Consider the following 11,104-nt stretch of genomic DNA (forward strand, 5'->3'; position numbering starts at 1 on the left):
AGGTTATTAATGGGCATTTATTGCCTATCGTTAAGTGCCTTTGGATGGGCTCTTCCTGCTGATTTTTTGTATTTAGATCAAGTGTCTCCCTCTATCCACACGCAATTGCAGTACTTCACCCATCAAAATTTTGTTGGTAGACCCATTCAAGGGTATGGGGTTAATCGCGCCATCATCACAAAACCAGCAGCGTTAGCACTAGCTAACATACAAAAAGAGTTAAATGAATTCGGTTTGGGCTTATTGATTTTTGATGCGTATCGACCACAGAGGGCTGTAAATGATTTTATGGTCTGGGCTGAAGATTTAAGGGATACCAAAATAAGTCTGAATACTATCCAAATGTGGATAAGCGAAATTTATTTAAAGAGGGTTACATCGCAGAGAAATCGGGGCACAGCAGAGGAAGCACTGTTGATTTAACAATTGTTGATTTAAGTAGAGGCGGTAAACCATTGGATATGGGGTCAAGATTTGATTTCTTCGGCCCCCAATCTTGGCCAGACTATCCAAATATCACTGCCCAGCAAAAAGCTAATAGATTGCTTTTGCGCACCTTAATGATGAAACATGGCTTTATGCCTTACGATAAAGAGTGGTGGCATTTCACTCTTAAAGATGAGCCATTCCCAGACACCTATTTTGATTTTTTAGTGCAGTGATCTGCACTGGTATAAAGCTAACCCGATTATTCGAAGAGGCTGGATGGCGGCATTAAACCAAAGTGCTCGTATGCTTGACGTGTTGCTACGCGGCCACGCGACGTTCTTTGTAGATAGCCTTGCTGAATCAAATAAGGCTCTAGAACATCTTCAATCGTATCGCGCTCTTCACCAATCGCGGCAGCTAAGTTATCAATACCTACAGGGCCACCATCGAATTTATGCAAGATGGCTTCAAGCAGTTTTCTATCCATGACATCAAAACCGCTGGGATCAACATCAAGCATCTTCAAGGCGGCATCAGCCATCTCTTTGGTGATGGTGCCTGTGCCTTTGACTTCTGCGTAGTCGCGGACTCGGCGCAATAAGCGATTGGCTATCCGAGGGGTGCCACGTGCTCGCTTAGCAATTTCTATTGAGCCATCAGGATCAATATTTGCTTTAAGTAATGACGCCGAGCGATTGATGATTTTGGTGAGTTCTTCGGTTGTATAGAACTCTAGTCTTGCGACAATACCAAAACGATCACGTAGCGGATTGGTGAGCATACCGGCGCGAGTAGTAGCGCCGATTAAGGTAAATGGCTTTAAATCAATTTTGACGCTGCGAGCAGCAGGCCCTTCACCAATCATGATGTCAAGGCTATAGTCCTCTAGAGCAGGGTACAGAATTTCTTCGACAACAGGAGATAGGCGATGAATTTCATCAATGAAAAGGACATCATTTGCTTCTAAATTGGTGAGTAAAGCCGCAAGATCACCAGGTCGATCCAAAACAGGGCCGCTAGTTTGACGTAGATTCACCCCAAGTTCCCTAGCAATAATGTGTGCCAAAGTCGTTTTGCCCAATCCCGGTGGGCCAAATAGCAGAACGTGGTCGAGTGCTTCTTGTCTTGCTCTAGTAGCGCTGATAAAAATCTCTAATTGGGCGCGCGCTTTAGATTGTCCCACGTACTCATCTAATTGTTTTGGTCGTAGGGCTTTTTCAAAGACGCTTTCAGCATTGCCCGCGGACCCACTGACAATCCGATCATTGCTCTCAGGAAGATCATCTGGAATAGCACTTAAGTCGTCAGTGTGAATGGCCATGCTGCAAGTTTAGCGGTGTTTTATAGAGGAAGGTGAAGTGATAAAAATAGCAAATTAGGCTTTAGATAAATACTTTAGTCCTAGTCGAATGCCATCGGAAACGTTGGTGTCTGAAGGTATTTGTTTGAGAGCCAAAAGCGCCTCTTTCTCCGAATACCCCAAAGCTAAAAGGGCTTGCAATACTTCGCTGTGAGCATCTGTTGTTGGCAATTTGCCAGCAGGGATGCCTAAATCAGGGGCTAGTTTTCCTTTGAGTTCTAAGCAAAGGCGTTCGGCTGTTTTTTTACCTATGCCTGGGATTTGGGTTAATCGCCCAGCTTCTTGAAGCGTAATCGCTTGTGCCAATTCATTGACACTCATACCGGATAACACCGCCAATGCGGTTCTTGACCCAACACCACTAATCTTAATTAGTTGTCTAAACGCTTCCCGCTCGGTTTCGGTTGCAAAACCAAAAAGTTGCTGTGCGTCCTCACGCACTTGAAAGTGAGTTAATAACGTCACTTTTTGTCCTGCGGCAGGGAGTTGGTACAAGGTACTCATCGGCACATCTACTTCATAGCCAATCCCTTGGCAATCTACCAAGAGACGTGGGGGGTGTACTGAAACGAGGATGCCTTGAATGCGACCAATCATGTAGAGATCTTAACCTGTCGAACAGTTTTTCACTTTTTACGTTTTTTTGTAGCCAAAGCAGAGCTAACAGCTTTAGGAATTTGAGCATGGTGTGCAGCACAAATAGCGACCCCTAAAGCATCTGAGGCATCTGATCCAGGAGCGCGGTTTAAACGCAATAAGCGCTTCACCATTTCTTGTACTTGTGGCTTAGCTGCACGACCAGTGCCCACGATCGCTTGTTTAACTCTTAATGCACTGTATTCCGCCACTGGAAGATTTTCTGAGACTAGTGCAGAAATCACTGCACCCCTAGCTTGACCTAACATTAAGGTAGAACGAGGGTTGACATTGAGGAAGACTTCTTCAATGGCTGCCGACTGTGGATGATAGGTTTGTAGAACCTCTTTAACGCCTGCATACAGAGTACCTAAGCGCTCTGGCAAACCCTTTGCTGGATCGCCACTTTCAATCGTGCCAGAAGCAACATAAGTTAGCTTTTGACCATCTACGTCGATGATCCCAAATCCTGTGGTTCGTAAACCCGGGTCAATTCCAATCCAGCGCATGTATTTTTAGTGATGCTCTTGAAAAAGATTAATGGCGGAAGTGACGTGTGCCTGTAAAGATCATGGCAATGCCATGTTCATTTGCCGCGGCAATAATTTCATCATCTCGCATGCTGCCACCAGGTTGAATTGCACAACTTGCACCACCATTCACTACAACATCTAGACCATCTCTAAATGGAAAAAACGCATCACTAGCGACCGCTGATCCTTTCAGGCTCAGACCAGCATTTTCAGCCTTGATGCTAGCCATGCGTGCTGAGTCCACCCGACTCATTTGGCCAGCGCCAATACCCAAAGTCATACCATTGGCGCAATACACAATGGCATTAGATTTAACAAATTTGGCAACACGCCATGCAAACATCATGTCATTCATTTCGCTTGGAGTGGGCTGTCTTTGGCTAACGACACGCATCTCATTTTGGAGAACATTTTTGGCATCTGGAGATTGCACTAATAAGCCACCACCGACACGTTTGAAATCAAATTGATTAAAGGCTGAGCCTAATGGGATCTCTAAAAGACGTACATTCTGTTTTGTAGCAAAAATGGCTTTTGCATCATCACTAAAACTAGGCGCAATGAGTACCTCAACAAATTGTTTAGAAATTTCTTGAGCGGCTGCGCCATCGCAGGGAACGTTAAAGGCAATGATGCCTCCAAAGGCAGAGCTAGGATCCGTTTTAAATGCTTTTTGGTAGGCCTCAAGAGCAGTTGCGCCAACAGCCACTCCGCAAGGATTGGCATGCTTAATGATGACGCAGGCTGCTGCTCCACCAGTATCGCCAGTAAAGCTTTTGACACATTCCCAGGCGGAGTCAGCGTCTGCAATGTTGTTATAAGAGAGCTCTTTACCTTGTAATTGCTTGTAATTGGCAAGCGAGCCAGCAGCAGGATTGAGGTCTTTGTAAAAGGCTGCTGATTGATGAGGATTCTCGCCATAGCGCATCTCTTGCACCTTTTCAAAGGCAAGATGCAATGTTTCTGGATAAGTTGAGCGGTTTTGATGAGCAAGATCATCGCCTAGAGCGGATAGGTAGTTTGCAATCGCTCCATCGTACTGAGCGGTATGAGCAAATACTTTTTTAGCTAAGGCCAAGTTGGTTTTATAAGAAACCGTATTGTTGTTCGCTTTCATTTCTGCCAATACGGGCGCGTAATCTTCAGGGGAAATCAGGACAGTAACATCTTGATGGTTTTTGGCAGCAGCACGCAGCATGGCTGGACCGCCAATATCAATGTTCTCAACAGCATCTTCGAAAGAGCAGCGCTCCTTAGCAACGGTTTCATTAAATGGATAAAGATTGATGACCAACATATCAATCGTATTGATGCCATGTTTTTGAAGGGCGGCCATATGTTCGGGAACATCTCTACGCGCTAGTAATCCACCATGAACCATAGGATGCAATGTTTTTACTCGGCCATCGAGCATCTCAGGAAATTGCGTTAGAGCAGACACTTCTACTACAGGCAAATGATTTTCGGCCAATAGTTTTGCAGTCCCACCAGTTGAGATTAATTTAACACCTTGCTCATGTAGTGCTTTTGCAAAAGGAATAATGCCGTTTTTGTCGGAGACAGAGAGAAGTGCTGTGCGGATCATAAATTTTCGAAGGGTAAGGTAAATAAAAAGGAAATAGCGCTGTATGGGAGCGAGGTAATTATTTGAGTAACTGATGCTCAACCAGTTTTTTGTGCAAAGTATTGCGGTTAATGCCGAGGTACTGCGCTGCTAGAGACTGATTATGTTTAGCATGCTGCATGACAAGTTCTAACATCGGCTTTTCCACAACCGCCAGCACCATTTGATATATATCGGTTGGCGGTGTGCCTTTCAGATCATTTAAGTAATCTTGCAATTGTGTTTGAATGCATTCAGTAATGGGGTGCTGGTTGTTCATAAAATAATGTTGTAAATCAAAATAACTAATAAGTAATAACTAAGAAATAAAAACCAAATAAAACAATAAAACTATGCCGCCTCTAAAAAGAGGAGACGGTCGGAGTGGGACTTCATCTCATCAAAATAATCATTCACCATTTGCAGTTGTGTTTTGCAATCATCTGCCGTATTCATGCGCTGACGGAATGCATGAGAATCGCGCAGACCTTTGCAATACCAACCGATATGTTTGCGAGCAGTACGTAAACCAATGTGTTCTCCATAGAACGCATAGTGATCTAGTAAGTGCTCATTCATAATTTCTTGGATCTCAGTAACCTGAGGCGTTGGGAGTTTCTTGCCGGTTTCTAGGTAGTGATGGATCTCGCGAAAAATCCAGGGACGTCCTTGGGCTGCGCGGCCAATCATGATGGCATCAGCACCAGTGGCCTTTAAAACAAAAGCCGCTTTTTCTGGGCTGTGAATATCACCATTTGCAACAACAGGAATTTGGACGCTACTCTTTACCGCAGCAATCGTTTCGTATTCCGCCTCACCATGATAAAGATCCGCACGCGTTCTTCCGTGCACAGTAAGCATCGAAATGCCGGATTGCTCAGCGAGTCGCGCAATCTCGATGGCGTTTTTATGATCACGATCCCAGCCAGTACGAATTTTGAGTGTTACTGGAACAGCGTCGGGTCCCGTTCCTACTGCTTTCACTACAGCCTCTAAAATTTGTTTCACTAAAGGCTCATCGCGTAATAGGGCGGATCCTGCAGCAACATTGCAAACTTTTTTTGCTGGGCAACCCATATTGATGTCAATAATTTGTGCGCCGTGTTCTACGTTGAGTTTGGCCGCTGCAGCCATCATGACGGGATCTGCTCCAGCAATTTGAACGGCAATGGGTTTGAACTCGCCTACATGGTTGGCGCGGCGTTGGGTTTTTTCGCTTTTCCAAAGAAGGGCATTGGAAGCAATCATCTCGGAAACGGCATACCCTGCACCCAACTTTTTGCAAAGTTGTCTAAATGGACGATCGGTTACCCCTGCCATCGGGGCAACAAAGAGTCGATTTGCTAGGGTATGAGGACCAATCTTCATTTATTAGAGGTGTTATTGAAGGGCGAAATGTGTGTTTTGGGGAAAGCATGACACTTTAGCACAAATAGACCTAAATCTGCCTATTTTTTAGGCAGATTACCTGATGTAGATCAAGCCAAAAGAGGTTGAATTTAAGGGCTTTTATAGCCTCTTAGCGCTTACCGAACATCATCTGGCGAGCTAAAGCCGTTTTGACTGGTGGAACCCATTGGAGGGCCGATAAGGCCAATCCACGAGCAATCACTACAGGAGCGAGATTGGATGTAAAGACGCGTGCCATGAAATCCGTTAACCCAATGGTGGCGGTTCGGTCTGCTTTACGACTTTGGGCGTAATTTTCCAAGGAACTTTGAATATGATTTTTGGAGAGTTCGCTGGTGGATCCAGAAAACATATTCGCTAATGTCTCTGCTAAAAGGTATGCATCCCGTAAACCTAAGTTCAAACCTTGTCCTGCAACCGGATGCAAAGTTTGTGCAGCATTGCCAATCCACACTTCATTTTCTTTGGTGATGTGCTTTCGATAATTTAAGCCGAGTTCATATAAACGTCGATCTTGAATTTTGAGAAAACGTCCAATTCTGGAGCCAAATTCTTTTTGTAGTGCATCTAAAAAATCGGACTCATTGAGCTCTAAGCGTTGCTTCGATGACTGTGGTGATCCGCACCATACAAGATTGAGAATATGTGGCCCATAATGACTCGGCAGAACTGCAAGTGGACCTTCAGCGGTGAAGCGTTCCCAAGCTTGATGAGGAATGGCGTTTTCGACTTCTACTAGACCTACTAAGGCCGATTGCCCGTAATCGTGACCAGATTCAATCCAATCCTGCTTTTTAAATAAACCACCTTCTGCATGCACTACACAACGTGCATTGATTTGTTCGCCATCACTGGTATTTTCTATGTGTTGCCAAACAAAATTGGGGCTCTGAGGTTGTATTTTTCTTAAAGCCTGTCGAAGTGCAAGATGGATATCACGATAACGAATGATATGTCCTAGAGCTTCTTGATGAAGCTCTTCTCGCGTCATGAGTGCGCGCCCAAATCGACCTGCTTGTGAAACATGAACACGATGAATATCGGCGCATTCGGTTGGCCAAGCATTGATCGTATCGAGTAAAAGTTTGCTCCCATGAGAAAGGGCAATGCCTCTGCTATCTGTATTGGCAAGATCGGCATCAGCTACAGGATTGCGATCTTGTAGGGTAAGTTTTGCATCTGGATATTTTTGTAATATCCATGCGGCGCAGGCAAGCCCGACCGGGCCACCTCCATGAATAACGATATCGCTAACGTTTGCGCTCATTAGCCATTCTTCATGATTGCTTCGATCTCATCGGGTTTCACTGGAACGCCACGAGAGATTAATTCACAGCCGGAGTCGTTGATAACGGCATCATCTTCAATGCGAATGCCGATATTCCAAAAGGCTTCATTTACATCATCGGCTGGACGCACATAGAGTCCTGGTTCAATAGTGATCACCATGCCATTTTGAAGTGTGCGCCAAGGCTTTTCTTTTTCTGCGGTAGATTCACGATAAGAACCTACATCGTGAACATCCATGCCTAGCCAATGGGAAGTGCGATGCATATAAAAGCGGCGATATGCACCTGTTTCAATTGCGTTATCTAATGAGCCCACTTCAGATAACTTGAGTAAGTTTTCATCAAGTAGACCCTGAGTAAGGACTTTTAACGCTGCATCATGCGGCTCCATGAAGGTGTTGCCTGGGCGTGTGGCTGCAATAGCGGCTTCCTGCGCGGCTAATGTGATGTCATAGAGCGCACGTTGTGGTCCAGTAAATTTTCCGTTGACTGGAAAAGTTCTCGTGATGTCAGAAGCATAACCATCTAATTCACAACCAGCATCAATTAAGCATAGATCACCACTGCGTAATTCGGTTGAGCCTGCGCGATAGTGCAATATGCAAGAATTTGGTCCGGCAGCAACAATGCTGTTATAGGCTACGCTCTGCGCCCCACTGTGACGAAACTCATGCAATAACTCAGCTTCTAGGTGGTACTCGCGCATGCCAGGTTTACATGTCTGCATTGCACGAATGTGGGCGCGTGCAGAGATTGCTGCTGCACGGCGCATGATTTCTATTTCATGAGCATCTTTAAATAAGCGCATTTCATGTATGAATGCATCGACATCATGAAACTCTCCTGGGGCATTAACTCCGCTACGCGCCTGTCCACGGACTTGTTTCATCCAATGTCGTAAGCGCCGATCCGCCTCTGCGCTTTCGGCTAGTCGTACATAAATTGCGGTTTGATCAGCCAATAATTCGCTAAGCTTTTGATCGAGATGCTCATTGCTGTGGGCAAATTCAATACCTAGCGCCTCTGGCGCAGCTTCTGGGCCTAAGCGGATGCCATCCCAGATTTCTCTCTCTAGATCTTTTGGTCTGCAAAAGAGATGAGATTGAAGATCGAATGATTTTCCCTTGGGAATAATATTCATGACTAATGTAGCGCCGGGTTCTTCAAAGCCAGTGAGATAAAAGAAGTCACTGTCATGTCGATAGGGAAAATCGCTGTCACGATTACGCGTGACTTCGGGTGCAGTTGCAATGACAGCAATGCCCCCACCCGTTTTATCAAAAATGTATTTTGCTAAAACATTTCTGCGTTGTTGATAAATGGAATTTTTATTCATATGCTGCATTTAGCTCTTGTAAGCGTTGTGGCGTACCTACATCGTGCCATGGACCTAAATATTTTTCACCAGTTACTCGATTTAGCTCCATGGCAGTAATGAGTAATGGGGCGAGTTTGCTTGGGCTGCCCACTTGGAGGCCTTGAAAAAGATCTTTGTGATAAATACCTATGCCAGAAAAGGTTAAACGCTCGGACTGGCCTGGATTCACATTCATGACTTTGCTATTTTGCAGATAAAAATCGCCCTGAGGATGTTGGCTTGGATTGGGAACTAATAAAAGATGGGCCAGTGGTTTTTCTGGATCATTTCTCAAGCGAGAGACAGTCTCCAGAATATTGTGTAGAGGTAGATCAGGGGTGAATACATCGCCATTAATGACTAAAAAGTAGTCCAATGGCGCAAGCAGAGGTAAAGCTTTGACAATTCCCCCGGCAGTTTCTAAAGCTGTTTTTTCTGGAGAATAAGTGATTGCAGCATTAAATTGCTCCCCAGATCCCAGGGAGCGCTCAATCATTTCGCCTAACCACGCATGATTAATGACCACCTGTTTTAGACCTGCTTTTGAGAGTGCTTCAAGATGCCAGGCAAGCAAAGACTTATTACCAATGGTAAGCAAAGGTTTTGGCACGCTATCCGTTAGGGGACGCATGCGTTCACCTCTGCCTGCAGCCAAAATAAAACAAGGGAGTGAAATGGTCTGATGCATAACCATGATTATTGAGAATGGGTTATACGGGTAGATTCCAAAATACGAGCTAATGGTTTGAGTTCTATATACCGATTAGCAGTTGCTATTGCATATTCAAGAACCAATGGAATATCTTTTAAATATCCGTCTTTGCCGTCACGATGAAATAACCTTGCAAAAATGCCGAGTACTTTAAGGTGGCGCTGTATGCCCATCCACTCAAAGTCGCGATAAAAGTGACCAAAATCTTCTGGCATTGGTAAACCTGCTTTGCGACCTTGTTCCCAAAATTTCACAACCCAATCAATCACGCGTTCTTCAGGCCATGCAATATATGCATCGCGCCACAATGATGCGGCATCATAGGTAATGGGGCCGTATACAGCATCTTGAAAATCTAGTACGCCAGGATTATTCACGCTAGTGACCATGAGATTGCGTGAGTGATAGTCGCGGTGAACATACACTTTGGCCTGCGCTAAATTATTCTCAATAATGAGCTCAAATGATTGCTTGAGTTGCGCTTGCTGCTGAGTATTTAATTCAATGCCTAGGTGCTTGTGTAAATACCACTCTGGAAATAAATCTAATTCTCGTTGCAAGAGTGCACGATCATAATTGGGTAGAACATCAGGCTGACTTGCGAGTTGCATCTTAATTAATGCAACCGTTGCATCTTGATATAAAGCGTTGGCGCTGTGTTCATTCAGTGCCATGAGATAAGTTTCGTTGCCGAGATCATTTAGCAGGAGAAATCCATCGGCAGCATTTTGTTCCAAAATTTTAGGAACATTTAATCCTGCAGCAAGCAGCAAGAAATCGACCTGAATAAAGGCGTCCAATGGTTCATGCTGTGGGGGCGCGTCCATCACGATCAGGGTACCAAAATCCGGGTTTTTGGACTCAATTCTGAAATAGCGGCGAAAGCTGGCATCGGCAGAGGCTGGAGCCAATGTATCGAGATCCAATTGCCATTTAGGCTGCAGGGCTTTTAACCAGTTTCGGAGGGTGTCTAGGCGTGTGTCAATCATGGTCGATTCGTATAATAAGGCGGGTTAGGATCCATGACTCATTATCGCCGTCGCGCCGGCTTTAGCGCCCCTCTTTTTTTCGCTATAGCCCGACGGATCGGATTAGGGTTGGTCGCCCTACAGTTTTCATCTTTGGCGAGTGCGCAGATGGCGCCAGCATCACCAACTGCTACGAAGCCTGCTGAAGCTCCGCCGATATTGCCCGATCGCGGCAATGTGACAGTTTTAAAGCTAGATGACCAATTGCGTACTGGCATTCCAATTAAAGACAACAGGGCTTTGACATTTACTGCTAGTGACGTTATTGACGGTGTCGTTGAGAGAGACATGCATTTGCAAGGGCGCGCACAAATACGTCGCAATGGAACAGTGATCAAGGGTGATGAAATCATCTACGATCCCGATACCGATGTTGCTGATGTAGTGGGTAATGCGGAAATGAGTAAAGGCAATGTCAATTTCAAAGGCCCCAAAGCAAAGCTTAAAGTTGATGCGCGTGATGGTTCAATGGATCTGCCGGTTTATGAATTTGGCGATACACGCGCAAGTGGAAAAGCTAGCTTACTGACGATTAAGAGCGGCGATATTTTTGGATTTGATAACGCAAGCTATTCCACTTGTAATCCGCAAAATTTAGATTGGTACTTTACCGCCAGCAAAATTGAGATTGACACTGAACAAAAAGAGATGACCGGCCAGGATGGTGTCATGCATGTGTTCAATATTCCTATGGCCTATGTGCCCTATTTCAGTTTGCCGATGGGAAGCTGTCTCTTATACACATCT

At 45.0% G+C, this 11,104-nt stretch carries 10 protein-coding genes and 3 pseudogenes; 3 read left to right on the forward strand and 10 right to left on the reverse strand.

Annotated elements, in window-relative coordinates; all coding sequences use genetic code 11:
- The first annotated feature begins 9 nt into the window (after positions 1-9).
- Both KIH43_RS08910 and KIH43_RS02590 read left to right on the forward strand, forming a co-directional pair.
- Positions 10-423, forward strand: coding sequence for a M15 family metallopeptidase (locus KIH43_RS08910; RefSeq protein WP_366069216.1), 414 nt, complete (start codon positions 10-12; stop codon positions 421-423).
- Positions 336-662, forward strand: a pseudogene (locus tag KIH43_RS02590) (M15 family metallopeptidase); the annotation flags it as partial. The gene KIH43_RS08910 and the pseudogene KIH43_RS02590, both read left to right, overlap by 88 nt.
- Before the next feature lie 26 nt (positions 663-688).
- Here KIH43_RS02590 and ruvB read toward each other — a convergent pair.
- The 10 genes and pseudogenes from ruvB to KIH43_RS02640 all read right to left on the reverse strand — a co-directional run bounded on the left by ruvB (position 689) and on the right by KIH43_RS02640 (position 10,318).
- Entirely contained in the window at positions 689-1,750 is a 1,062-nt protein-coding gene (ruvB, locus tag KIH43_RS02595; RefSeq protein ID WP_296967388.1) for a Holliday junction branch migration DNA helicase RuvB, read from the reverse strand.
- A gap of 54 nt (positions 1,751-1,804) precedes the next feature.
- Entirely contained in the window at positions 1,805-2,386 is a 582-nt protein-coding gene (gene ruvA, locus KIH43_RS02600; protein WP_296967389.1) for a Holliday junction branch migration protein RuvA, read from the reverse strand.
- Between the two features lie 89 nt (positions 2,387-2,475).
- Positions 2,476-2,934: pseudogene (gene ruvC, locus KIH43_RS02605) on the reverse strand (crossover junction endodeoxyribonuclease RuvC); the annotation flags it as partial.
- Between the two features lie 28 nt (positions 2,935-2,962).
- A complete protein-coding gene (gene purH / locus KIH43_RS02610) occupies positions 2,963-4,543 on the reverse strand; it encodes a bifunctional phosphoribosylaminoimidazolecarboxamide formyltransferase/IMP cyclohydrolase (RefSeq protein ID WP_297717425.1) in 1,581 nt (526 codons plus the stop codon).
- 58 nt (positions 4,544-4,601) lie between these two features.
- Positions 4,602-4,841 (reverse strand): helix-turn-helix domain-containing protein, encoded by a 240-nt coding sequence (locus KIH43_RS02615; RefSeq protein ID WP_296967395.1) that lies wholly within the window; start codon positions 4,839-4,841, stop codon positions 4,602-4,604.
- A gap of 71 nt (positions 4,842-4,912) precedes the next feature.
- A complete protein-coding gene (dusB, locus tag KIH43_RS02620) occupies positions 4,913-5,929 on the reverse strand; it encodes a tRNA dihydrouridine synthase DusB (protein WP_297717428.1) in 1,017 nt (338 codons plus the stop codon).
- A gap of 151 nt (positions 5,930-6,080) precedes the next feature.
- Complete coding sequence (locus KIH43_RS02625; RefSeq protein WP_297717431.1) at positions 6,081-7,238, reverse strand: FAD-dependent monooxygenase; 1,158 nt, start codon at positions 7,236-7,238, stop codon at positions 6,081-6,083.
- On the reverse strand, positions 7,238-8,596 hold the full coding sequence (gene pepP / locus KIH43_RS02630) for a Xaa-Pro aminopeptidase (RefSeq protein ID WP_297717434.1): 1,359 nt from the start codon (positions 8,594-8,596) through the stop codon (positions 7,238-7,240). Before pepP ends, KIH43_RS02625 begins: the two co-directional genes overlap by 1 nt.
- Positions 8,589-9,305 (reverse strand): N-acetylmuramate alpha-1-phosphate uridylyltransferase MurU, encoded by a 717-nt coding sequence (gene murU, locus KIH43_RS02635; protein ID WP_297717437.1) that lies wholly within the window; start codon positions 9,303-9,305, stop codon positions 8,589-8,591. The genes pepP and murU overlap by 8 nt, the downstream gene beginning before the upstream one ends.
- A gap of 8 nt (positions 9,306-9,313) precedes the next feature.
- Entirely contained in the window at positions 9,314-10,318 is a 1,005-nt protein-coding gene (locus KIH43_RS02640) for a phosphotransferase (RefSeq protein WP_297717440.1), read from the reverse strand.
- A gap of 33 nt (positions 10,319-10,351) precedes the next feature.
- On the opposite strand from KIH43_RS02640, the pseudogene KIH43_RS02645 reads away from it, so the two are divergent.
- Positions 10,352-11,104 (forward strand): annotated as a pseudogene (locus KIH43_RS02645) (LPS-assembly protein LptD); the annotation flags it as partial.

Source organism: Polynucleobacter sp. (genome assembly GCF_018500155.2).
GTDB lineage: Bacteria > Pseudomonadota > Gammaproteobacteria > Burkholderiales > Burkholderiaceae > Polynucleobacter.

Excerpts from the sequence above, each read along its gene's own strand:
- KIH43_RS08910 (WP_366069216.1), top strand. The coding sequence starts at position 10 with ATGGGCATTTATTGCCTATCGTTAAGTGCCTTTGGATGGGCTCTTCCT.
- ruvB (WP_296967388.1), bottom strand. The coding sequence starts at position 1,750 with ATGGCCATTCACACTGACGACTTAAGTGCTATTCCAGATGATCTTCCT.
- ruvA (WP_296967389.1), bottom strand. The coding sequence starts at position 2,386 with ATGATTGGTCGCATTCAAGGCATCCTCGTTTCAGTACACCCCCCACGT.
- purH (WP_297717425.1), bottom strand. The coding sequence starts at position 4,543 with ATGATCCGCACAGCACTTCTCTCTGTCTCCGACAAAAACGGCATTATT.
- KIH43_RS02615 (WP_296967395.1), bottom strand. The coding sequence starts at position 4,841 with ATGAACAACCAGCACCCCATTACTGAATGCATTCAAACACAATTGCAA.
- dusB (WP_297717428.1), bottom strand. The coding sequence starts at position 5,929 with ATGAAGATTGGTCCTCATACCCTAGCAAATCGACTCTTTGTTGCCCCG.
- KIH43_RS02625 (WP_297717431.1), bottom strand. The coding sequence starts at position 7,238 with ATGAGCGCAAACGTTAGCGATATCGTTATTCATGGAGGTGGCCCGGTC.
- pepP (WP_297717434.1), bottom strand. The coding sequence starts at position 8,596 with ATGAATAAAAATTCCATTTATCAACAACGCAGAAATGTTTTAGCAAAA.
- murU (WP_297717437.1), bottom strand. The coding sequence starts at position 9,305 with ATGCATCAGACCATTTCACTCCCTTGTTTTATTTTGGCTGCAGGCAGA.
- KIH43_RS02640 (WP_297717440.1), bottom strand. The coding sequence starts at position 10,318 with ATGATTGACACACGCCTAGACACCCTCCGAAACTGGTTAAAAGCCCTG.